20 protein-coding genes and 2 riboswitches are annotated in these 23,172 nt (G+C 65.4%); of the genes, 17 read left to right on the forward strand and 3 right to left on the reverse strand.

All coding sequences use genetic code 11. From position 1 onward, the window contains the following. Positions 1-60: 60 nt before the first annotated feature. From CXP40_RS13160 to cobG, 3 genes are read right to left on the reverse strand one after another with little or no spacing between them, the layout of a single operon-like run. The gene (locus CXP40_RS13160; RefSeq protein WP_177429663.1) at positions 61-804 is read right to left on the reverse strand and encodes a precorrin-2 C(20)-methyltransferase; all 744 of its coding nucleotides are present in this window, start codon (positions 802-804) and stop codon (positions 61-63) included. Continuing rightward, entirely contained in the window at positions 801-1,427 is a 627-nt protein-coding gene (locus tag CXP40_RS13165) for a precorrin-8X methylmutase (RefSeq protein WP_106734098.1), read from the reverse strand. Before CXP40_RS13165 ends, CXP40_RS13160 begins: the two co-directional genes overlap by 4 nt. Next, positions 1,420-2,733: a precorrin-3B synthase gene (cobG, locus tag CXP40_RS13170; RefSeq protein ID WP_106734099.1), complete on the reverse strand. Its 1,314-nt coding sequence runs from the start codon at positions 2,731-2,733 to the stop codon at positions 1,420-1,422. The genes CXP40_RS13165 and cobG overlap by 8 nt, the downstream gene beginning before the upstream one ends. A 92-nt stretch (positions 2,734-2,825) precedes the next feature. Next, positions 2,826-3,031, reverse strand: a riboswitch (cobalamin riboswitch). Between the two features lie 56 nt (positions 3,032-3,087). Here cobG and cbiE point away from each other — a divergent pair. The 17 genes from cbiE to CXP40_RS13260 all read left to right on the forward strand — a co-directional run bounded on the left by cbiE (position 3,088) and on the right by CXP40_RS13260 (position 23,164). After that, positions 3,088-4,290 (forward strand): precorrin-6y C5,15-methyltransferase (decarboxylating) subunit CbiE, encoded by a 1,203-nt coding sequence (gene cbiE / locus CXP40_RS13175; protein WP_106734100.1) that lies wholly within the window; start codon positions 3,088-3,090, stop codon positions 4,288-4,290. Further along, the gene (locus CXP40_RS13180; RefSeq protein WP_106734101.1) at positions 4,287-5,006 is read left to right on the forward strand and encodes a cobalt-precorrin-6A reductase; all 720 of its coding nucleotides are present in this window, start codon (positions 4,287-4,289) and stop codon (positions 5,004-5,006) included. Before cbiE ends, CXP40_RS13180 begins: the two co-directional genes overlap by 4 nt. A 167-nt stretch (positions 5,007-5,173) precedes the next feature. Continuing rightward, positions 5,174-5,866 (forward strand): ferredoxin, encoded by a 693-nt coding sequence (locus tag CXP40_RS13185; RefSeq protein WP_106734102.1) that lies wholly within the window; start codon positions 5,174-5,176, stop codon positions 5,864-5,866. A gap of 118 nt (positions 5,867-5,984) precedes the next feature. Continuing rightward, positions 5,985-6,179, forward strand: a riboswitch (cobalamin riboswitch). Positions 6,180-6,512: 333 nt separating this feature from the next. Continuing rightward, the gene (locus CXP40_RS13190) at positions 6,513-8,627 is read left to right on the forward strand and encodes a TonB-dependent siderophore receptor (RefSeq protein WP_106734103.1); all 2,115 of its coding nucleotides are present in this window, start codon (positions 6,513-6,515) and stop codon (positions 8,625-8,627) included. Continuing rightward, entirely contained in the window at positions 8,627-9,394 is a 768-nt protein-coding gene (locus CXP40_RS13195) for an ABC transporter ATP-binding protein (RefSeq protein ID WP_106734104.1), read from the forward strand. The genes CXP40_RS13190 and CXP40_RS13195 overlap by 1 nt, the downstream gene beginning before the upstream one ends. After that, positions 9,394-10,422 (forward strand): ABC transporter substrate-binding protein, encoded by a 1,029-nt coding sequence (locus CXP40_RS13200; RefSeq protein WP_106734105.1) that lies wholly within the window; start codon positions 9,394-9,396, stop codon positions 10,420-10,422. The genes CXP40_RS13195 and CXP40_RS13200 overlap by 1 nt, the downstream gene beginning before the upstream one ends. Beyond that, positions 10,419-11,426, forward strand: a complete 1,008-nt coding sequence (locus tag CXP40_RS13205) for an iron ABC transporter permease (RefSeq protein ID WP_106734106.1) — start codon at positions 10,419-10,421, stop codon at positions 11,424-11,426. The genes CXP40_RS13200 and CXP40_RS13205 overlap by 4 nt, the downstream gene beginning before the upstream one ends. A gap of 114 nt (positions 11,427-11,540) precedes the next feature. Continuing rightward, positions 11,541-11,798 carry a hypothetical protein gene (locus CXP40_RS13210; protein WP_099525107.1) on the forward strand — a complete coding sequence of 86 codons (258 nt, stop codon included), beginning with the start codon at positions 11,541-11,543 and terminating at the stop codon, positions 11,796-11,798. 56 nt (positions 11,799-11,854) lie between these two features. Then, positions 11,855-12,700, forward strand: coding sequence for a DUF692 domain-containing protein (locus tag CXP40_RS13215; protein WP_106734107.1), 846 nt, complete (start codon positions 11,855-11,857; stop codon positions 12,698-12,700). Beyond that, positions 12,691-13,485: a DUF2063 domain-containing protein gene (locus CXP40_RS13220; RefSeq protein WP_106734108.1), complete on the forward strand. Its 795-nt coding sequence runs from the start codon at positions 12,691-12,693 to the stop codon at positions 13,483-13,485. The genes CXP40_RS13215 and CXP40_RS13220 overlap by 10 nt, the downstream gene beginning before the upstream one ends. 147 nt (positions 13,486-13,632) lie before the next feature. Continuing rightward, positions 13,633-14,817, forward strand: a complete 1,185-nt coding sequence (gene cfaB / locus CXP40_RS13225; protein ID WP_106734109.1) for a C17 cyclopropane fatty acid synthase CfaB — start codon at positions 13,633-13,635, stop codon at positions 14,815-14,817. A 40-nt stretch (positions 14,818-14,857) separates the two neighbouring features. After that, complete coding sequence (locus tag CXP40_RS13230; RefSeq protein ID WP_106734110.1) at positions 14,858-16,615, forward strand: ATP-binding protein; 1,758 nt, start codon at positions 14,858-14,860, stop codon at positions 16,613-16,615. Between the two features lie 146 nt (positions 16,616-16,761). Continuing rightward, a complete protein-coding gene (locus tag CXP40_RS13235) occupies positions 16,762-18,102 on the forward strand; it encodes a sigma-54 dependent transcriptional regulator (RefSeq protein WP_106734111.1) in 1,341 nt (446 codons plus the stop codon). Between the two features lie 639 nt (positions 18,103-18,741). Further along, positions 18,742-19,695: a TAXI family TRAP transporter solute-binding subunit gene (locus CXP40_RS13245; RefSeq protein WP_106734113.1), complete on the forward strand. Its 954-nt coding sequence runs from the start codon at positions 18,742-18,744 to the stop codon at positions 19,693-19,695. Positions 19,696-19,829: 134 nt separating this feature from the next. Further along, positions 19,830-21,857 carry a TRAP transporter permease gene (locus CXP40_RS13250; RefSeq protein WP_106734114.1) on the forward strand — a complete coding sequence of 676 codons (2,028 nt, stop codon included), beginning with the start codon at positions 19,830-19,832 and terminating at the stop codon, positions 21,855-21,857. Next, entirely contained in the window at positions 21,854-22,261 is a 408-nt protein-coding gene (locus tag CXP40_RS13255; protein ID WP_106734115.1) for a DUF1850 domain-containing protein, read from the forward strand. The genes CXP40_RS13250 and CXP40_RS13255 overlap by 4 nt, the downstream gene beginning before the upstream one ends. Before the next feature lie 387 nt (positions 22,262-22,648). Next, positions 22,649-23,164 (forward strand): DUF3617 domain-containing protein, encoded by a 516-nt coding sequence (locus tag CXP40_RS13260; RefSeq protein WP_106734116.1) that lies wholly within the window; start codon positions 22,649-22,651, stop codon positions 23,162-23,164. The last annotated feature ends 8 nt before the right edge of the window (positions 23,165-23,172 follow it).

Below are 23,172 nucleotides of genomic sequence, written 5' to 3' on the forward strand. Positions count from 1 at the left end.
CGGGTAGGGCGGGTGCAACCCGCCAGCTCGCTGCAGGCGGGTTGCGCCCGCCCTACGGGATTACCCCCGCCATTTCTGCCCAGGCACCAGAATCATCGAGAAATACGGCGAATCCATCGGCTCCACCTCGTCCAGTGCGACGATCTTCTGGCTGGCCATGGTCGCGCGTTCTACGTAGTGGGCGCGGTCGTCCAGGCCGAGCTTGCGCAGCACGCGGCGCACCTTGTCGAAGTTGCGCCCGAGCTTCATCACCACCGCCGCTTCGGCGTCGCGCAGGCGCTGTTCCAGCTCGTCTTCCGGCAGCACGCCGGAGAGCACGCTCAAGCTCTGGTTGCGGTAGACCAGCGGGGTGCCGAGCACCGAGGCGCAGCCGAGCATCGAGCACACGCCTGGCACCACATCGACTTCGTAGCGATCAGCCAGGCGATCGTGCAGGTACATGTAGGAGCCGTAGAAGAACGGGTCGCCCTCGCAGATCACCGCCACGTCCTGGCCGGCATCGAGCAACTGGGCGATCTGCTGCGCGCAAGTGTCGTAGAAGTCGGCGATCACATCCTCGTAGGACAGCGGCGGGGCAAGCTTCTCGGTGGTTACCGGGTAGACCAGCGGCAGGCGCTGCTGGGCGACGTCCAGGTGCTCTTCGATGATGCCGAAGGCGTTACCGCCGTGGCCGGCGTTGTGTTTAGCCTTGGCCACGAAGTAGGCCACCACCGGCGCGCCTTTGAGCAGGCGCAGCGCCTTGAGGGTGAGCAGCTCGGGGTCGCCGGGGCCGACGCCGAGACCGAGTAGGCGACCGGCCATCATTCCACCTCCGAGGCCAGGGCGTTGACCGCGGCCACCGCCATGGCGCTGCCGCCACGGCGGCCACGCACGATCACGTAGGGCACGCCACGGCTGTCTGCGGCCAGGGCGTCCTTGGATTCTGCCGCGCCGATGAAACCCACCGGCATGCCGATGATCAGTGCCGGTTTCGGCGCGCCGGCATCGAGCATTTCCAGCAGATAAAACAGGGCTGTGGGCGCATTGCCGATCACCACCACGCTGCCTTCCAGATGCTCACGCCAGTGCTCCAGGGCCACTGCCGAGCGGGTGTTGCCGACTTCGCGGGCCAGCTCCGGCACGCCGGCGTCGTGCAGGGTGCAGATCACTTTGTTGCCTGCCGGCAGGCGCGGGCGGGTGATGCCTTCGGCGACCATGCGCGCATCGCAGAGGATCGGCGCGCCGGCCAGCAGCGCGGCGCGGCCAGCGGCGCCAGCACCGGGGGAGAAGCGCAGATCCTCCACCACATCGACCATGCCGCAGGCATGGATCACCCGCACGGCGAGTTTTTCCAGGTCGGCGGGGATGCCATCGAGGTTGGCCTCGGCACGGATGGTGGCGAAGGAGCGGCGGTAGATTTCCTGGCCGTCGCGGATGTAATCAAGCATTGGGGGTTCCTGCGGGGTGTTGGCGGGCGAACCAGGCGCCGGCCTCGTCGATGGTCATGGCCGGCGCCAGCAGGCGGCCGAAACCGGGCGCCTCGGGCGTGCGTTGATAGAGCTGGTAATGGTCGGGCGTGTTGGCCAGCAGGGTATAGGGCTGCACGCGGGCGCTGGCGCAACTGCGCGGGCAGGCGCTGAGATGCACCTGCGGGCGGGCACCGCTTTCGTGCAGCAACTCTGCCAGGTGCAGGGCGTGGTGTTTGCTATCGGCCAGGCCGCGCGCGCAGGCCGCCGAACCGGTGCAGGCGACCAGGCCGAGCAGCGGTTCGTCGATATGCGTCAGCAGGCCGAGCTCGCCCAGCGCCGCCAGCAGCTCACCGCTGGCGGCTTCCGGCACATTGCCCAGCAGCACGCCTTGCCAGGACGTCAGGCGTAATTTTCCGTCGCCGTGGTGCTCGCTCAGTTGGGCCAGCGTCATCAGTTGTTCGGCATGCAGCCGGCCTAGCTGGGCGCCAGCAGCGACCATGCACAGGCCGCTCTGCGCCTGTGGATAAATACCTGCCGGGACGTGGTCGAGCGGAGCGGTCAGCTGCCAATTGACCGGCACCGGTTGCAAGGGAAAGTCCAGACGCATCTGCAGACGTTGCAGCAGTTCGTCGGCTGGGATCTGTTGCAGCAACTGGCGCATGCGAGATTGCTCGGGAGTCGCCAGTTCGAGGAACAGCAGCAGGAGCTGGCGTACCAGCCTGACTACCTGTGTCGTCTCGACTCGCGCTACTGGCGCCTCAAAGGGGCAACCGGCCAGGCCCAGCAGCATGTGCTGCTCGTTTTCGGCGGCCAGCCACAGGTCGTGCGGGTGTTCGCGCATGGCCAGGGCTTCGCCGCCGTCCAGTTGCAGGGCGAACTTGGGCGACAACGCGTGCAGCGCTGGGGTGTCCTGCAACAGGTCGAGCAGTTGGCTGGCCAGCGGGCGTACATCCATCCGCGCCTGCGGGTCGAGGCCGGCGGCGGGGCTGAGCAGCAGGTTGCGCACATCGTCGGCGGCGGCCACGCGCGGCCCGAGATTGGCGCTGAGCAGGGCTTCGATCAGCGGCGCTTCCTGGCCAGGCAGTACACCACGAATCTGCAGGTTGCTGCGGTTGGTCAGCTCCAGCACGCCACTGGCATGCTGCCGCGCTGCCTCGGCAATCGCCCGCGCCTGGGTGCTGAGCAGCACGCCGCCGGGCAGTTTGACCCGGCAGATGCCACCGTCCAGCGCAGGCACGATGCGCAGCAGGCCGGGGCAGGCGGAAGGGCGGACGGACGTGGGCAAGCGGTCACCTGTGGCTAACGACGCGGCGACCGAACCAGCGAAATCCCATAGGGGACTCCATGGCATCGGTACACCCCGCCCGATGTTGGCACTCGCGACCAGCGTTCGTCGGCAGGTCTCCTGGCTAACAGGTCTTCATCCGCCGCGCCTTCCCGGTTACCCAGTGGCCGATTGCGTTGGACTCGCTGTTTACAGTTGCGGGGGCAGCTCGGTCGCGATCAATGATCGCTCCGGATTCCCTCTTAGGCCCGCTGTTAAGTCGTATCGACTCAAGGGCACCGACGAAGGCGCTATTATGCCCGCTTTGCCCGGAGCGCGGACAGGCGGTCCGTCGGGCCTGTGCGAGGACATTGGATGAAACCCTGGTTGACCCTGGTCGGCATCGGCGAAGACGGCTATCCCGGCCTGGGCAAGGCCGCGCGTCGCGCCTTGCTGGCGGCCACGCGCATCGTCGGTGCGCCGCGCCAGCTGGCCTTGCTGCCGCCGTGCATCAGTGGCGAACGGGAAGTCTGGCCGAGCCCGTTCGATCTGCAGCCGTTGCTGGCCCGACGCGGCGATGCGGTGTGCGTGCTGGCCAGCGGTGATCCGATGTTCTACGGCGTCGGTGCCAGTCTGGCGCGCCAGGTGTCGGCCGACGAGTTGCAGGTATTGCCGGCGCCGTCCTCGGTGTCGCTGGCGGCGGCGCGCCTGGGCTGGCCGTTGCAGGAGGCTGAGGTGGTCTCCTTGGTCGGCCGGCCGCTGGCCACGCTCAATGCCCGTTTCTATCCCGGTACGCGCCTGCTCGTATTGAGCGCTGATGGTGACACCCCTGCGCAGGTCGCCGAAGCCTTGTGCGCACGTGGTTTCGGCGCCAGCCGCCTGACCCTGCTGGAGCACCTTGGCGGGCCTGACGAGCGCCGCATCGAGGGCCTGGCCGCGAGCTGGAACCTGCCACGCGGTGCCGATCTCAATCTGCTGGCCGTAGAGTGCCTGGCCGACACCGGCGCGCAACTGCTGCCACCGACCTGCGGCCTGCCGGACGAGGCCTACCGCCACGACGGGCAACTGACCAAGCGCGACGTGCGCGCCGTCACCCTGGCTCGGCTGGCGCCGCTGCCTGGCGAGTTGCTGTGGGATGTCGGCGCCGGTTGCGGCTCCATCGGCATCGAATGGATGCGCGCCCATCCGACCTGCCTGGCCATTGCCATCGAGGCCAACGAAGGGCGTCAGGATCATATCCGCCACAACCGTGATGCCCTCGGCGTGCCCGGTCTGCAACTGGTCGCTGGACATGCGCCCGAAGCACTGGATGGACTGCCGGCACCGGATGCGATCTTCATCGGCGGCGGCGTCACCGTGCCAGGCGTGCTCGATGATTGCTGGGCCGCGCTCAAGCCGGGCGGGCGTCTGCTGGCCAATGCCGTGACCATTCAGAGTGAGGCGGCGCTGGTCGCCTTCCGTGAGCAGCACGGCGGTGAGCTGCTGCGTCTGACCGTGGCCCAGGCGCAGCCGTTGGGCGGCTTCGACACTTGGCGTGCGGCGCTGCCGATCACCCTGCTGACTGTGCGCAAGCCGTGAGCGCGCGACTCCTGCTGCTTGGCGGCACTACCGAAGCGCTGCGTCTGGCGCGTCGGCTGGGTCCGGAGACGGTGTACAGCCTGGCCGGTCTTGGTCGGGTGCCGGACGACCTGGCCTGCCGCGTGCGCGTCGGCGGCTTCGGCGGTGCCGAGGGCCTGGCAGCCTTTATCGCCGACGAAGGCATTGAACTGCTGCTGGACCTGACCCACCCCTATGCGGTGCAGATCAGCCACAACGCGGCCCGCGCCGCAGAAATCGCAGACGTGCCGTGCTGGGCATTGCGTCGCCCTGGCTGGCAGGCCGGCGCGGATGACGACTGGCGCGAAGTGGACGGTTGGGATGAGCTGATCCGCGCATTGGCGCCATTCGAACGGCCGTTCTTCACCTCCGGGCGTGAGCCGCTGGCGCATCTGCATGAAATCCCTGAACACCAGCACTGGACGGTGCGCTGCCTGCAGGCCGAGCCGGCGCCGCCGCGCGCCGAGATTATCGGTGCGCGCGGGCCGTTCTCGCTGGACGAGGAACGCGCCCTGTTCGCCCGCCTGTGTTGCGACGTGCTGGTGAGCAAGAACAGCGGCAGCGCGTCCACCGAACCGAAGTTGCAAGTCGCCCGTGAGCTTGGATTGCCGGTGTTGCTATTACGTCGGCCGCAGTTGCCGGCGGTAACGCGGGAGTTCGCGGAGTTGGACGCTCTCTACGAGGCGCTGTCCCTGTAGGGCGGGTGAAACCCGCCAACGCCGGTCTGGCGGGTTGCACCCGCCCTACGCTTGCGATCGTCGCGGCGGTTGCATCGCGCTTTATCGATCCACCGCTTTGGTGGACGTGAAAAGCGACGTCCACCCTACGCACGCTGCTAGACTGCCGGCCCGTTTTGGAGACCGTCATGAGCCAAACCCCCTACGCCCGCGTTCTGTTCATCGGCCCCGGCCTGGGTCGTGGAGCCTCGGCCGAGCATCTGCGGCAGCGCATCGAAACGCTGCTTGGTGAAGCGCACCTGCATGACACGGAGCAGGATGGTTTCTGGCTGGCCATCGATGAGGCGCCACGCCCGCTGCTGGTGGTCGAGCTGGAGCCGCGCGCCGATGCTGCGCACCGCGACTGGCTGCGTGAACGTATCGCCGAGCGGGGCGACGGAGCCGAGGTGTTCGTGGTTTGCACGGCGCTGGAGGACATTTGGCTCGATGGACTGGGTGCGCTGTTGGCGCATCACGAAGCGCATCTCCCCTGTAGCGACGTACCGCCCGTGCCGGAGCACCACGCCTGGTCGCAGATTCCCCCGCATGCGCAGCGCCTGCTGCTGTGCAACGGCCCGCGCTGCACGCGCAAGGGCGCGCTGGGCCTGTGGAAAACCTTGCGCCAGCGGCTCAAGGCCGCCGGCAAGCTGGAGTGCGAGGGCGGTGTGCATATCACCCGCAGCCAGTGCCAGTTTCCCTGTGACCTGGGCCCGACCGCGAGCCTTTATCCACAGGGCGAGTGGTATGGCATCAAGGATGAGGCGGCGGTGATCCGCCTGGTCGATGAGCGCCTGGTGGCGGGTAGGGCGTTGCCGGAGCTGCGTATCGACGAGCAGGCTTAACGCCACCCTTTCGCGGCTGAAGCGCAATGCCGGTCAGTCGCTCCTGCAGAAGAGCAATCGCCACTAAAGCGCCTCCCACAAAATGTCCCGCGCCTTGACTTCAGTGGAGGCGGGTGGTCATATCCGCCCCGCTTCAGGTGTCTCACGCCGCCGCGCGTGAGGTGAAACGGGAAGTCGGTTCAAGTCCGACGCTGCCCCCGCAACGGTAAGCGAGCGACCGCATCGATACGCCACTGTGCGCCACGCGCATGGGAAGGCGATGCGTTCATGACCCTCGCAAGCCCGGAGACCGGCCTGGAGTCGTTTGTGTCTGGCAACCCGCGGTGGGCGGGCGTTGACTCCAGTAGGGAGCCCCGTGCCCCTGTCTGCTGTTGCGCATTTTCCATCGGATTGCCGTGCCTTTTCTCTTTGCGATGGAAGCAATATGGCGCGCCATTTCCGCTACAAGAACCTCTTTTCGTCATGCCTGAAAGAAGGGCCTGGGCTCGTTTTCAGCTACCTGCAAAACAAGATAATGTTATGTTATAACACTAAGATTATCGCTTCAGGCCAGGGTCATTCGCGGTCGTCACTGGCCGTTGCAAGCCCCGATTCCAACGCCTCGAAGCGACTCGACGAGCCTCTTCAACGCCCCGGAATTGTTCACGTGCAACACCTCTTGCGCTTCTGCTCTCTGCCATTGCTGGTCTTGGCTGGCGGTACCGCCCTGGCCGATGACTCCGCTGTCGATCTCCCCGCTGTCACCGTCCAGGCGCAAGCCGCGCAGGAGGGCGAGACCAGCCTGCACACGCCGACCACGGCTGGCTCGCGCCTCGACCTGTCGGCCCTGCAAACCCCGGCCAGCACCACCAGCCTGAGCGGCGCAGAGGTACGCGAACGCAACAACCTGACGGTGCAGGATGCGGTGACGCGTACAGCGGGTATCAGCGATATCGGTGCGCCCGGCAACGGTGGCACCGCGCTGTCGGCGCGCGGTTTCACCGGCCATGCCTCGGTGATGACGTTGTTCGATGGCATCCGCATGTACACCGGCATGGGCACCGTATCGTTCCCGCACGATCCGTGGATGGTCGAGCGTATCGACGTGCTGCGTGGCCCGGCCTCGGTGCTGTACGGCGAAGGCACCACGGGCGCGGTGGTCAACGTGTTGGCGAAGAAGCCCTTCGAGGGCGAGATCAAAAACCACGTGCGCTTCGGCTACGGCTCGTTCGACCGCAATCAGCAGGCGCTGGATAGCGGCGGTTCGCTGAGCGACACCCTGAGTTACCGCCTCAACTTCAACCGTGAGGCCAGCCATGGCTGGGTGGACCGCGACGACTCGCAGAACCTGGGCCTGAGCGCTGCGTTGCGCTGGCAGGTCAACGATGACCTGGCCTTCACCCTGGCTCACGACCAGGGCAAGTTGCAGCCTGGCAGCTATTTCGGTACCCCGTTGGTCGATGGCAAGTTGCGCGACAGCCTGCGCGAGAAAAACTACAACGTGCGTAACGCCGAGATCGCCTACCACGAGCAGTGGACGCGACTGACCAGCGACTGGACGCTTTCCGATCAGGTCAGCGCCAGCAACCAGCTTTACTACCTCAAAGCGCGCCGCTACTGGCGTAACGCCGAGAACTTCACCTGGGACGCCGCTCAGGGTCAGCTCAACCGCCGCGAACATCTGGAGATCAAGCACAACCAGGAACAGATCGGCGACCGCCAGACCTTCACTTTTAACCATTCGCTGTTTGGCTTGGCCAGCCGCACCCTGGTCGGTGGCGAGTTCAACCGCATCCGTTTCAACCTGGCCAACAACTCGCCCTACACCGATGTCGGCGGTGGTGAGCTCATCGACCCGTGGAACCCGGCGCCGGACTACTACCAGAGCCTCGATGCCTATCGCCCGCATTCGCGTAGCGAGACCCGGACCTTCGCCCTGTTCGCCGAGAACCAGCTGCAGCTCAGCGAGCGCTGGTCACTGGTCAGCGGCATTCGTCGTGACCAGAACCATATCGACCGTGACGACCTGCGTGCCGGCACCCGCTCCGATCGCAGCCTGAGCGGCGGCAACTGGCGTGCCGGTCTGGTCTTCGCTGTTACCCCGCACCTGTCGTTGTACGGCCAGTACTCCACCAGCGAGGACGGGGTGAACAACCTCATCACGCTCAATCCGGGCCAGCAGCAGATGGACCTCACCGAGTCCAGGCAGACCGAGTTCGGTCTCAAGCAGGCCTTCTGGGATGGGCGTGGCGAATGGACGCTGGCGGCCTACCACATCGTCAAGAAGAAGCTGCTCAGCCGCGAAACCCCGACCTCGCCGACCGTGCAGGTCGGTCAGCAGTCGTCCGATGGTCTGGAGGCGACCCTGGAGCTGGCGCTCGACGGTGGCTGGCAGGTATCGGCCAACGCCGCGTTGGTGCGCGCCGAATACGATGACTTCGTCGAAGGCGGCGGTGATCGTAGCGGTAATCGACCGACCGATGTGCCGCGGCGCACTGCCAACCTGTGGCTGAGCAAGGATCTGGGCCGGGGAGTGGATGCCGGCATCGGCGCTCGCTATGTCGATGCCCGTTACGCCAATACGGCCAACACCGTGAAGGTGCCGGGCTATACCGTGGTCGACGCCACTCTCGGCTGGCAGGTGCAGCCGGACGTACGCCTGGGGCTTGAGTTGAACAACCTGTTCGATCGCACCTACGCCCGTAACCAGATGCACGATGGCCAGCAGTGGCTGCTCGGTGAGCCGCGCTCGTTCTTCGTCACCGCGGACTACAGCTTCTGATGGACCGTTTTCGTCTGCGCCAATTGAGCTGGTCACCGGATGGGCAGCGCACGCTGCTCGATGGCATCGACCTGGCCGTCGGCGACGGCGAGCTGGTGGGGCTGATCGGCCCCAATGGCAGCGGCAAGACCAGCCTGCTGCGCTGCGCCTACCGCTTCCAGCGGCCCAGTGCGGGTAGCGTCGAACTGGACGGCGAGGCGCTGTGGCAGCTCTCGCCGCGCTGGAGTGCGCAGCGGGTGGCGGTGGTGCTGCAGGAGTTTCCCCAGGACTTCGGCCTGCGTGTGGAGGAGGTGGCGGCCATGGGCCGCACGCCGCACAAGGGCCTGTTCGATGGCGACGATGCCGAGGATCGCCGTCTGGTCGACGAGGCGCTGGCACGCGTTGGCCTCGGCGGCCTGGCGCAACAGCCGTTCGCGCGACTGTCCGGTGGCGAGAAGCAACGCGCGTTGCTGGCTCGCGCTCTGGTGCAGCAGCCGCAACTGTTGATCCTCGACGAGCCGACCAACCACCTTGACCCGCGTTACCAGCTGGAGCTGCTGCGGCAGATCAAAGCGCTGGGCCTGGCGACCCTGGCCAGCTTCCACGACCTCAACCTGGCAGCGGCCTTCTGCGACCGTCTGTGCGTGCTCGACCAAGGCCGTCTGGTGGCCGCCGGTACACCCGCCGAGGTGCTGAGCGCCGAGTTGCTGCAGCAGGTGTTCGGCGTGCAGGCGTTGGTCGATACCCATCCACAGGCGGGTTACCCGCGCATTACCTGGATTGTTTGATGAAGCGTTTACGCACGGTTGCATCTGTAGGAGCGAGCTCTGCTCGCGAACCCTGGGGATCGACAAAAGCTTCGCGAGCAGAGCTCGCTCCTACACTCGTTGGCGCGGTTTTGCTGGCGTTGGCCAGCCCTACTTGGGCCGTCACCGTCACCAGCTGCGACCGTCAGGTAACCATCGAGCAGCCGCCACAGCGGGCGGTCAGCCACGACATCACCCTGACCGCCATGCTCCTGGCCCTGGGCCTGAAAGAACGCATGGTCGGCTATAGCGGCGTCAGCGGCTGGAAGACGCCGACGCCGGAGCTGCAGGCCGATCTGGATGATCTGCCCGAGCTGGCGGCGCGCTATCCGTCGCTGGAGAACCTGCTCGATGCTGGCGCTGACTTCTTTTTCGCCGGCTGGAACTACGGCATGCGCATCGGCGGCGAGGTCACCCCGGCCAGCCTGGAGCGCTTCGGCATTCCGGTGTATGAACTCAGCGAATCCTGCGCGCACGTCACGCCTGGCCGCGTCGCCAGCCTCGACGACGTTTACAACGACCTGCGCAACCTCGGCCGCATCTTCGCCGTCGAGGCACGTGCCGATGACCTGGTGCACGCCATGCAGGCGCGTGTGGCGGCAGTCGACGCGCGCCTGGGCCAGCAGCCTACACGGCCGCGGGTGTTCGTCTACGACAGCGGTGAAGACGTGCCTTTCAGCGCCGGACGCTTGGGCATGCCGCAACCGCTGATCGAGGCGGCCGGTGGGCGCAACGTGATGGACGGGGTGGCGGCCAACTGGATGAAGGTTGGCTGGGAGTCGGTGGTCGAGCAGGACCCGGAGCTGATCCTGATCGTCGACTACGGCGAGCGCACGGCGGCGCAGAAGCGTGATTTCCTCCTGCAGCATCCTGCCTTGCAAGGCGTGACGGCGATCCGCGAACGACGCTTCGTGGTGCTGTCCTACCTGGCCGTCACGCCGAGCCTGGAGAACGCGACGGCCATCGAGACCCTGGCGACGGCGCTGCATCCCGAGGTCTTCACCCCGTGAGTCGATTTCGTCTGTTGCTGCTCGGTTTGAGCGTGCTGCTGGTGCTGTCCTGCGCCATCTCGCTGGGTTTCGGCGCGGCGCAGGTACCGCTCGAGCGGGTGCTGGCGATCCTCGACCAGCACCTGTTCGGCATCCTGCCCGAGGCAGCGGTGAGCCTCGGCCAGGACAGCATCGTCTGGCAATTGCGCGCGCCGCGTGTGCTGCTTGGCGCACTGGTGGGCGCTGGGCTGGCGCTGGTGGGTACGGCGTTGCAGGCGGCAACGCGTAATCCGCTGGCCGACCCGCACCTGCTCGGCGTCAGTTCCGGCGCGGCCTTCGGTGCAGTGGTGGTGGTGCTCTACCTGGGCGAGTTCGCCGGCCTGCTCAGCCTGCCGCTGGCAGCCTTTGCCGGTGCGCTGACGAGCATGCTGCTGGTGCTGGCCATCGCCAGTCGTAGCGGCCGGCTGGAGAGTGACCGCCTGCTGCTGGCCGGGGTGGCGGTGTCGTTCGTGATGATGGCGGCGAGCAACCTGCTGCTGTACCTGGGCAACCCACACGCGGCCAGCTCGGTGCTGTTCTGGATGCTCGGAGGCCTCGGTCTGGCGCGCTGGGAGCTACTCTGGCTGCCGGCGCTGTGCCTGGCGTTGGCGTTGGCTGTACTGCTCGGCCTGGGCCGCGCGCTGAACGCGCTGATGGCTGGCGAGCAGAGCGCCGTGAGCCTGGGCCTGGAGCCCCGCCGCGTGCGCCTTTTGGTGTTCGTGGTGGCCTCATTACTCACCGGCGTGCTGGTGTCGCTGTCCGGCGCCATCGGTTTCGTCGGCCTGATGCTGCCGCACGTGGCGCGCTTTCTGGTCGGCGCCGAGCACCGTCGCGTGTTGCCGGTGGCGGCGCTGCTGGGGGCGCTGTTCCTGGTCTGGGTCGATGTCGCCGCGCGCACCTGGCTGGCGCCGCAGGACCTCCCCATCGGCATCGTCACTGCCGCCATCGGCGGGGTGTTCTTCGTCGCTCTACTGCGTCGGCGCTGAGGCGCTGAAATTTTTCAATCCTGCTGTAACGCTGGCTCGCCTCGTTGCTCTAGTTCAATGCCGGCACGCAAAACACCTTAGCCCGGCTAACCCAGATCATCCGAGGATACGCACATGACCATGAAATCCACCGCTGCTACTGGTGCCGCTATCGCCTTCGCTGCTGCCAGCATGTTCGCTGCTTTCTCCAGCACCGTAGCAGTGGCCGAGGAAGCCAAAGTACATTGTTACGGCGTCACGTCCTGCAAAGGCCAGAATGATTGCAAAACCGCCGAAAACAGCTGCAAAGGCCAGGGTGCTTGCAAAGGTCACGGCTTCAAATCGATGACCCTCGCTGAGTGCAATGCCGCAAAAGGTACTGTCGGCGAGTAAGTGAGCCGGGGCGGCCGCCGTGCGGTTGCCCCGCATCACCCTGCAAGGAGCCAGCGATGAATGCTCAACGCGGCAATCTGGGTTTCGGCCTGGGCCTGCGCAGCACCTACTACCAAGCCATTCTCGAGCAGCAGCCGGCCATCGACTGGTTCGAGATCGTCTCGGAAAATTACCTGGTAGCGGGCGGCAAGGCCCTCTACTTTCTCGATGCCATCGGCGAGCAATACCCGCTGGTGATGCATGGCGTGTCGCTGTCGATTGGCGGCCCTCATGAGTTGGACCGCGACTACCTGCGTCAGCTCAAGCACCTCGCCACGCGCGTGCAGCCGGCATGGATCTCCGATCACCTGTGCTGGAGCCAGGGCAATGCCCACCAGTTGCATGACCTGCTGCCGCTGCCCTACACCGAGGAAAGCCTGCAGCATGTGGCCGCACGGGTGCTCCAGGTGCAGGACGTGATCGAACGGCCGCTGGTGCTGGAAAACGTTTCCAGCTATTTGCGTTGCGCCGATGATCAGTTCAGCGAATGGCAGTTTCTCGCTGCGCTCAGCGAACTGAGCGGCTGCGAGCTGTTGCTGGACGTCAACAATGTCTACGTCAGTGCGCGCAACCACGGCTTTGATGCCTGGACCTTTATCACCAGCCTGCCCAAGCAGCGTATCCGTCAGTTGCACCTGGCTGGCCACAGCGACTACGGCAGCTACCTGATCGACACCCATGATCAGCCGGTCAGTGATCCGGTCTGGCAGCTTTATCAACGCACCCTGCAGCACCTCGGGCCGGTGTCCACGCTGCTGGAGCGTGACGATCATTTTCCCGACCTGGATGTGCTGCTCGACGAGTTGAACACTGCGCGTCGATTTGCCGCCCAGGCGCTACAAGGCACGCCGCAATGCGTCTGAGTGAATGGCAGGCGCAGGTGCAGGCCTACCTGCTGGGCCGCGCTGCCCAGCCCAACCCGGCGCTGCGCGCCAGTCTGCTGGGTAGCGCGACGCTGAGTGCCGAACAGGGCCTGGCGATTTACCACAACGCCTACCGCGCGCGTCTGCTCGAAGCGTTACGGGGTGATTATCCGGCGGTGCACGGCTGGCTCGGTGATGAGGAATTCGATGCTCTGGCCCTGGCCTATCTCGATGCGCACCCCTCGCAGCATTTCAGCTTGCGCTGGCTCGGTGCGCAGCTGGCTGACTTTATCGACGGCTATCTGGTACCGGCCCAGGCTGCGCCGCTCAGCGAACTGGCGCGGCTGGAATGGGCCTTTACCCTGGCCTTCGATGCGCCTGATGGCCTGCCCCTGAGTCTGACGCAAATGGCCGAACTGCCGGCCGAAGACTGGCCGACACTGCAAGTCCGCCTGCTGCCGAGCGTGCAGTGGCTGGTTTGTCGGCATAACAGCCTGGCGCTCTGGCGCGCGTGCAAGGAGCAGGGCGATTTCCCCGGCAGTCAGCCGCTGGAGGAGGTGGAGACCTGCGTGATCTGGCGCGATCAGCTGATTACCCGCTATCGCAGTCTGGCGGCCGATGAAGCGGCGGCATTGCGGGGCATGACCGTGCACGGCTGGAGCTTCGCCGAACTGTGCGGCGAGCTGGCGCATCTCGGTAAACAGGCGCCAGCTCAGGCGGTAGGCTGGTTGCGTCAGTGGCTGGCTGACGGCCTGCTGCAGCGGGTCGATAGCGCCCAGTCCTGACCGCTGCCATAGGCTGTGCAATCTGGCCGCGGATTCAGGCGTGTCCGTGCCACGCACGCCGTTAGTCGCCGCAATCGAACCCGGTGAGAGGGGCCAGGTCATCTGCATCAGGCCCCTGCAAAACACGCCTGGCCGGGAGGGACAATCATGTTTGCGCAATTGCCCACCGCACTTCGTGATCTCCAGCTACCGCTGCGCCTGAAACTCTGGGACGGCAAACAGTTCGACCTGGGGCCGAAACCCCGGGTGACGCTGGTGGTGAAAGATCCCAGCCTGGTCACGCAACTGGCGCATCCCAGCCTGGATGCCTTGGGCGCCGCCTACGTCGAAGGCCGGGTGGAGCTGGAAGGCTCCATCGCAGACGCCATCGAGGTCGGCGATGCGCTGAGTTCGGCGCTGCTCGGTGACGAATCCGCCCCGGTGGAACTCGCCACCCGCCACGACAAGCACAGCGATGCCGAAGCCATCAGCTACCACTACGACCTGTCCAACGACTTCTACCGCCTGTGGCTGGACCGCGACATGGTCTACTCCTGCGCCTACTTCGAAACCGGCCAAGAAGACCTCGACCAAGCCCAGCAGGCCAAGCTGCGCCATCTGTGCCGCAAGCTGCGCCTGCAGCCAGGCGACAGGCTGCTCGACGTCGGTTGTGGCTGGGGCGGGCTGGCGCGTTTCGCCGCGCGCGAGTTCGGCGCCGACGTCTACGGCATCACCCTCAGCCAAGCGCAGCTGGAGCTGGCGCGTCAGCGTGTGGTCGAGGAGGGGCTGGGCGAGCGGGTGACCCTGGAGCTGCTCGACTACCGCGACCTGCCGCAGGACGGCCGCTTCGACAAGGTGGTCAGCGTCGGCATGTTCGAGCACGTTGGCCACGCCAATCTGCCGCTGTACGCCCAGCGCCTGTTCGGTGCGGTCCGGCCCGGCGGTCTGGTGATGAACCATGGCATCACCTCGCGTTTTACCGATGGTCGTCCGGTCGGCCGTGGTGCGGGTGAGTTCATCGATCGCTACGTGTTCCCGCAGGGCGAGCTGCCGCACCTGGTGACCATCAGCAAGGCGCTCAGCGAGGCGGGGCTGGAGATCGTCGACGTGGAGAGTCTGCGTCTGCACTATGCGCGCACGCTGCACCTGTGGAGCCAAGGCCTGGAGCGGCAGCTGCAGAGCGCCGCGCAGTGGGTACCGGAAAAGTCTCTGCGTATCTGGCGCCTATACCTGGCCGGCTGCGCTTACGGCTTCCAGCATGGCTGGATGAACCTGCATCAGATCCTGGCGGTGAAGTCACACGACGACGGCAGCCACGATCTGCCGTGGACGCGCGCCGACCTTTATTCATGATGGGGTAACATGCGGCTCGTCTTGATTCCGCGAGCCGCCCATGCCCTTGCCGCAGCGCCCCCGCTATCGCTACCGCGTTCTGCTCACCGTTCTGGCGATTGCCGCCGGCTTGCTGGTGAGCCTGTGGCTGGGTGGTCGTTATGCCGAGCAGCGGGCCTGGGACGAGCGCAGCGTCGAGGCGCGCGGGCAGTTGCAGCTGTATGCCCAATCCATTCGCACCCTGGTCGAGCGCTTCAGCTCGGTGCCCGAGGTGCTGGCGCTGGACAGTGACATCCGCAGCCTGCTGCGCGCGCCACATGATCGCCAGTTGCGTTTGGCCCTGAACCAGCGCCTGGAGCGCCTCAACGCCGCCGCTGGTTCCACCGTTCTGTACCTGCTCGATGCCCAGGGCGAAACCCTGGTGGCCAGCAACTGGCGTGACTGGAGCAGCTTCGTCGGCAACAACTACGCCTTCCGCCCGTACTTCCAGAACGCCGTGCGTGATGGCGGTGCGCGCTACTTCGCGGTGGGCGTGACCACCGGTATTCCCGGCTACTTCCTTTCCCATGTGGTGCGCGATGACAAGGGCGAGCTGCTCGGCGTGCTGGTGGTCAAGCTGGAGCTGGAAGACCTGCAGCGCGAATGGGTCGGCCAGCCGGGCGTGCTGATGGTCGCCGACAGCTATCAGGTGGTGATACTCAGCAACAAGCCGATCTGGCGCTTCCGCGCCCTGCAACCACTCGACGAACAGGCGCGTGCCGAGCTCGTTGAGGTGCGTCGCTACGCCGAGCAGGCGTTGCAGCCGCTCGCCCATGAGGTACATCGGCAAATCGACAAGGATGCGGACTGGGCGCGGGTCGACGGCCCCGACGGCAATCGCGATTACCTCTGGCAGCGCCTGTACATGCCTGAAGAAGGCTGGACGCTGCACCTGCTCAGCGAGCCGGTCGGCCTGGCCGATAGCGTGCGCAGCTATCGCCTGGCCGCTGCCGGCGTGTGGATGACGTTCGCCTTCCTGTTGCTGTTCCTTGCCCAGCGGCGCAAGAACCAGCGTTTGCAGGCCGGCATTCGCGAGCGCCTGGAGCGTGAGGTGGCACTGCGCACCGCCGAGCTGCGCGAGGCTCAGGACGGCCTGGTGCATGCCGCCAAGATGGCCGCGTTAGGGCAGATGTCGGCGGCCCTGGCGCACGAGATCAACCAGCCGCTGACTGCTCTGCAGATGCAGCTCGGCAGCCTGCGCCTGCTGCTCGACAGTGGTCGGCCGGAAGCGGTGCGCGACGGCCTGCAGCGCATCGACGGCCTGCTGCAGCGCATGGCCGCGCTGACCGGCCACCTGAAGACCTTCGCCCGCAAGACACCGGCTGGCCTCAGCGAGCGCCTGTGCCTAGGTGATGTGCTGGAGCAGGCGCTGCAACTGCTGGCGCCGCGCATGCGCAGTGAGCAGGTGGAGTTACGCACGCAGATCGACGATGACGCCGAAGTGCTCGGTGATGCGATTCGCATCGAGCAGGTGATTCTCAACCTGCTGCATAACGCCCTCGATGCCATGGCCGACAGCGAGTCGCGGATTCTTCTGGTGCATATCGCCCGTGAGGACGCTGGCTGCCTGCTCAGCGTCGAGGACAGCGGCGGTGGTATCGCCGAGGAGACCCTCGGCCGCGTGTTCGAACCCTTCTTCACCACCAAGCCGGTGGGGCAGGGGCTGGGGCTCGGGCTGGCGGTGTCCTACGGTATCGTGCGCGATCTTGGCGGCACGCTGGAGGCGCACAACGGCGAGCTGGGCGCGGTGTTCAGCATGAGGCTGCCGGCAGCGCCGTAGAGCCTATTCACGGCGGTGTTGCGGCTGGTGCGCACGGCGAACCTACGAACTGCGCGCCAGATCCCAGGCTGCGCCGTGCGAACCGGTCGTTGCCCCGGATTGCATTCGTCGGGCTACACTGCCCGCCGTTCTCAAGAGGAGGTGCCATGAGCGCTCAGGTCATAGTGGTCGACGATGAAGCGGCGATTCGCGAGGCAGTGCAGCAGTGGCTGGAACTGTCCGGCTTCGAGGTACGCGCCTGCGCCAGTGCGAGCGAGGCCCTGGCCCTGGTCGACCGCGACTTCCCCGGCATTGTTGTCAGCGACGTGCGCATGCCCGGCAGTGATGGGCTGCAACTGCTCGACAAGCTGCTGCAGATCGACAGCGACCTGCCGGTGATCCTCGTTACTGGCCATGGCGACGTGCCCATGGCGGTGCAGGCGCTGCGCCAGGGCGCCTATGACTTCATCGAGAAACCCTTCACCCCAGAGCGCCTGCTCGACAGCGTGCGCCGTGCCCTGGATAAGCGTCGGCTGGTCTGCGAGAACCGCCAGCTGCGTCGGCAGGTGGCCGACAAGGGCCGTATCGAGAGCCAGCTGATCGGCATTTCCCGGCCGATGGAAAACCTGCGTCGGCAGATCCTCGAACTGGCCGGCACCTCGGTCAACGTGCTGATTCGCGGTGAAACCGGCAGCGGCAAGGAGCGTGTAGCGCGTAGCCTGCACGACTTCAGCTCACGGGCCAGCAAGGCCTTCGCCGCGCTCAACTGTGCGGCGATTCCGGAGACCATATTCGAGAGCGAGCTGTTCGGTCACGAGAGCGGGGCCTTCACCGGCGCCCAGGCCAAGCGCATCGGCCGCATCGAGCATGCCGACGGCGGCACGCTGTTCCTCGACGAGGTGGAGAGTCTGCCGCTGGCGCAACAGGTCAAGTTGCTGCGCGTGCTGCAGGAAAAAACCCTGGAACGCCTCGGTTCGAACAAGAGCATTCAGGTCGACCTGCGGGTGATCAGCGCGGCCAAGCCGGACCTGCTCGACGAGGTCAAGGCCGGGCGCTTCCGCGAGGACCTGGTGTACCGCCTGAACGTCGCCACCCTGCATATTCCGCCGCTGCGCGAGCGTCGCGAGGATATTCCGCTGCTGTTCGAGCATTTCGCCCACGAGGCGGCGCTGCGTCATGGTCGCGAAGCGCCGCCGCTGGCGCCGAGCGAACTGGCGCGGCTGCTCGGGCATGACTGGCCGGGCAACGTGCGTGAGCTGATCAACGCCGCCGAGCGCCATGCGCTGGGGCTTTCCAGCCCGCCGCCGGCCGAGCGCTTTGCCGGCCAGGCTCTGGCGCAACAGATGGAGGCCTTCGAGGCGCAGTGCCTGCATAACGCGCTGCTGCAGTGCCAGGGCAATATCGCCGCAGTGATGGAAATGCTGCAGCTGCCGCGGCGCACCCTCAACGAAAAAATGCAGCGTCATGGACTGGCGCGCGGTGAATACCTGCCAGGCGGCGAAGAGTAGGGCACGCTGTAGGAGCCGGCTTGCCGGCGATCTTGGGCGGGCGGCTCACCTTGAGATGTTCTGAAAAGGCCACTTATCGTCACTCCCGCGGAGTCGGGAGCTCTGGTAATTTGCAGATTCTGGGTACCCGCCTGCGCGGGCATGACGGTTTCCCTTGATCTGTGGCAGCCCCGCCCGGAGGCGAAGCGTTTGGGTAGGCGCTTGGCATTGCGCGATGGCCACCATTCGCCGCGGGGCGCGGCTCCTACAGGGGACGTGACGTGATAGGCGGAATTCTGCCTATGCCCTCGTGAGGGTAAGCGGTTTACCGCTCAGTGACCCATCGGTCCTTATATTAAACCTCTCTAAATCGGGCTTTTCAGGCCCTGGCACGGCATCTGCTATGACAGTTGCAGCCGTGCAGCATCTTGCCGACGCGGCGACCATAAAAACGACAAGAGGTCAGCCCATGAACTGCCATGCCCCTCGCGCCATGCCGCACTCGCTGCCGTGCATGGGCCGCCTTCCTACCGCGCCCGCCGCGGCTCTTGTCCGACGCTGCACCCTGCGCTGCTGATCGCGCAACGTCGACGTCGCCTGTGCGACGTCGTCTAGAGTGAAACTCTGCATATAGCCAATAACAACGACGGAGATACTTCCATGCGACTGACCAAGAAAATCAGCCTGTTCGCCGCTGCCGCGGCCATCACTGCCAGCACCGCAGTGCTCGCTGCCCCGACCTTCATCAACGTGCTCACCGGCGGTACCAGCGGTGTGTACTACCCGATTGGCGTGGCCCTTTCGCAGCTGTACAGCAACGGCATCGAAGGCTCCAAGACCTCGGTCCAGGCGACCAAGGCGTCGGTGGAAAACCTCAACCTGCTCGAAGCCGGTCGCGGTGAGCTGGCTTTCGCCCTCGGTGACTCGGTCGCCGATGCCTGGAACGGCGTCGAAGACGCTGGCTTCAAGGCGCCGCTGAAGAAGATCCGCGCCATCGCCGGTACCTACCCGAACTACATCCAGATCGTTGCCAACGCTGAATCCGGCATCAAGACCCTGGAAGACCTCAAGGGCAAGCGCATCTCCGTCGGCGCACCGAAGTCCGGTACCGAGCTCAATGCCCGCGCCATCTTCGAAGCCGCTGGCCTGACCTACAAGGACATGGGCAAGGTCGAGTTCCTGCCGTACGCCGAGTCGGTCGAGCTGATCAAGAACCGTCAGCTGGACGCCACCCTGCAGTCCTCCGGTCTGGGTATGGCCGCCATCCGTGACCTGGCCTCGACCATGAAGATCAGCTTCGTCGCCATCCCGGCTGAAGTGACCGCGAAGATCGACAACGCCGCTTACGAGGCTGCCACCATTCCGGCTGGCACCTACGACGGTCAGGACGCTGATGTGCCCACTGTTGCCATCACCAACATCCTGGTCAGCCATGAAGGCGTTTCCGACGAAGTCGCCTACCAGATGACCAAGCTGATGTTCGACAACCTCGGCCGTCTGGGCACCGCTCACTCTGCGGCCAAGGACATCAAGCTGGAAACCGCTGCCAAGAACCTGCCGATCCCGCTGCACCCGGGTGCCGAGCGCTTCTACAAGGAAGCCGGCGCGCTGTAATGACGGCTCGGACCGCGGCGAGCCCGCCGCGGTCCGGTCTTCACAGAATCGCGAATAAAACCGGCGCCCATAGGCGGTAGGTTTTGTTGGCGACTCTGTCTCCGCAATCGAAGTAGTCATGAGGTTTGCACTCCATGAGTGAAGAAAACAACGGCCTGGCCGCCAGCCCGTCCGACTGGCCGAAGGCGCTCTTTGCCGTCGCCCTGCTGTTCTCCATCTTCCAGATCGTCACCGCGGCCTTTCACCCGGTGTCGACCCAGGTATTGCGTGCGGTGCACGTTGGCTTTCTGCTGCTGCTGGTGTTCATAAGCTTTCCGGCGCTCGGCAAGGGCCGTCCGTGGCAACCGCTGGCCTGGCTGCTGGGCCTGGCCGGCATGGCCACGGCCATCTACCAGTGGTACTTCGAGGCGGACCTGATTCAACGTTCCGGTGACCTGACCACCGACGACATGATCATCGGCCTGACCCTGATCGTGCTGGTGTTCGAAGCTGCGCGCCGGGTCATGGGTATCGCCCTGCCGATCATCTGCGCGCTGTTCCTTGCCTACGGCATGCTCGGCCAGTACCTGCCGGGCGACCTGATGCACCGTGGCTACGGGCTCGATCAGATCGTCAACCAGCTGTCGTTCGGCACCGAAGGTCTGTATGGCACCCCGACCTATGTGTCGGCCACCTACATCTTCCTGTTCATCCTGTTTGGCGCCTTCCTCGAGCAGGCCGGGATGATCAAGCTGTTCACAGACTTCGCCATGGGCCTGTTCGGCCATAAGGTCGGCGGCCCGGCCAAGGTGTCGGTGGTGTCCTCGGCGCTGATGGGCACCATCACCGGTTCCGGCGTGGCCAACGTGGTTACCACCGGCCAGTTCACTATCCCGCTGATGAAGCGTTTCGGCTACCGCCCGGCCTTCGCCGGTGGCGTCGAAGCGACCTCGTCGATGGGCAGCCAGATCATGCCGCCGATCATGGGCGCCGTGGCCTTCATCATGGCCGAGACCATCAACGTACCCTTCTTCGAAGTGGCCAAGGCCGCGTTGATCCCGGCGCTGCTGTACTTCGGCTCGGTGTTCTGGATGGTTCACCTAGAGGCCAAGCGCGCCAACCTGCGCGGTCTGCCCAAGGACGAATGCCCGAACCCGTGGAAGGCCGTGCGTGAACGCTGGTTCCTGCTGATCCCGCTGTTCATCCTCATCTACCTGCTGTTCTCCGGCCGTACCCCGCTGTTCTCCGGTACCGTCGGCCTGGCGCTGACCGCCATGGTTATCCTCGGCTCGGCGATCATCCTGCGGGTGTCGTCGAAGGCCATGCGCTTTGCCTTCTGGATCGCCCTCGGCGTGCTCTGCGCCGGCTTCTTCCAGCTGGGTATCGGCGTGGTGTTCGGCGTCATCGCCGCGCTGGTGGCGATCTGCTGGTTCGTCAAAGGCGGCCGTGAAACCCTGACCCTGTGCCTGCACGCGCTGGTCGAAGGTGCGCGTCATGCCGTACCGGTCGGTATCGCCTGCGCCTTGGTCGGCGTGATCATCGGTGTGGTGTCGCTGACCGGGGTGGCGTCCACCTTCGCCGGCTACATCCTCGCCATCGGCCAGGACAACCTGTTCCTGTCGCTGGTGCTGACCATGCTCACCTGCCTGGTGCTGGGCATGGGCATTCCGACCATCCCCAACTACATCATCACCAGCTCGATTGCCGCACCGGCACTGCTGGAACTAGGTGTACCGCTGATCGTCTCGCACATGTTCGTCTTCTACTTCGGCATCATGGCCGACCTCACGCCGCCGGTAGCGCTGGCCTGCTTCGCCGCAGCGCCGATCGCCAAGGAGCGTGGTCTGAAGATCAGCTTCTGGGCGGTGCGCATCGCTGTCGCAGGCTTCGTCGTGCCGTTCATGGCGGTCTACTCGCCAGCGCTGATGCTGCAGGGCGATAGCTTGCTGGCGACGGTCTACGTCGGTCTCAAAGCGATGCTGGCCATCGGTATCTGGGGCGCCGTATTCACTGGCTACCTGCAGGCCAAGCTGACCTGGTGGGAGCGCATCCTCGGTCTGGCCGCTGGCGCCAGCCTGATTCTCGCCACCCCGATCAGTGACGAAATCGGCTTTGTCCTCAGTGCCATCTTCATCGCACAGCACTTCTGGCGCGCCCGTCGCGCCGAGGCAGCGACGGCGTGATCGGTCTGTGCCTGGGGTTGGCCGGCGCGGTGTGGGCAGAGTTGCCCACGCCGTCCTTCACCCTGGCCTGGACACACACCATCGAGAAGATTCGCTGGGAAGAGGATTACCGCGTCACCGCCGAGGGCCTGGTTCTCGGTGAGGCGCGGGTCAAGGGTTCCGGCGCCGGAATGGAAATTCCCGACGGCGCCGAACTGCGCAATGGCAGCTGGCACTACCAGCGTCAGCTACCGCCTTTGCAACCTCTGCGAGTCGGGCGTACGCCTGAGGCCGGGGATTACCAACTGTGTTTCAACCAGCGTTGTCGCCCGATGAGCGACTGGCTCGGCCCGCCAAAAGCGAGCCAGCCGGCGTTGGAACTCTGGAGTTGTGAGCTGAGCTCCCCCGCGGCTGACGCGGGCTAGGTTCGCCAGAGCGGACCCAGGCTTCCGGCGCCACAAGTGCCGGCTGGAACTGTCCACAATCTGCTGCGCGTCGGTCCTGCTGCGTTAAAAACAGGCGAGTAATGCTCATGTACAGCTCGTACACTGCGCTTCCTCGCCTGTTTCTGCCTTGCATGACTCTAGCTCGCGAGATCGTGAACAGCTCCAAAAAAGAACCCCCCATGCGGCGCAAGCCTGTGGGGGTTTTGTTCATCTGCGGCCTGCAGGGCTATGCGCGCTACGAATCTTATGCGTTGATGAACTGTCCAAATCGTCGCGGGGCGTGACTCTTGTTGGAGTGACGGCTCGATGCCCTGGTCTCGCCGAGGCGCCGTCGGCTTGGCCTACTATCCGCTCAGGAGACCTGTCATGCGCATTCTTTATCGTACCGCTCTACCTCTTGCTCTCTGCCTGTCGCCCGTGGTGGCTAGCGCCGTAGAGCTGCAGCCCGGTGTCTGGGAGGTCAGCGCGCACAACATGCAAGTCGGCGGTCAGGCCATGCCGGGCATGGATCAGATCCTTGCGCAGATGCAGAACCTGCCGCCGGCGCAGCGCCAGATGATGGAAGGCATGATGGCCGAGCGCGGTGTGAAACTCGGTGCCGGTGGGGTGCAAATCTGTCTGACCGAAGAGCAGATCAAGTCGCAGGACATTCCCCTGCAGGACCCCAACTCTGGTTGTAACCAGCAGATCACCGAACGCAGCGGCAACCTGTGGAAATTCCGCTTCACCTGCCCGGATGCGCAAGGCGAGGGGGAGACCCGCTTCGTCAGCGACAAGGAGTTCACCACCCAGGTCAAAGGCACCTACAAGGGCCAGCCGAGCAGCATGGAGAGCCAAGCCCGCTGGATGGGGGCGGATTGCGCCACTCTCAAAGGCAACTGAGATACAGC

The sequence above is a fragment of the Pseudomonas sp. YY-1 genome (assembly GCF_002843095.1).
In the GTDB taxonomy this organism is placed as follows: Bacteria; Pseudomonadota; Gammaproteobacteria; order Pseudomonadales; family Pseudomonadaceae; genus Aquipseudomonas; species Aquipseudomonas sediminis_A.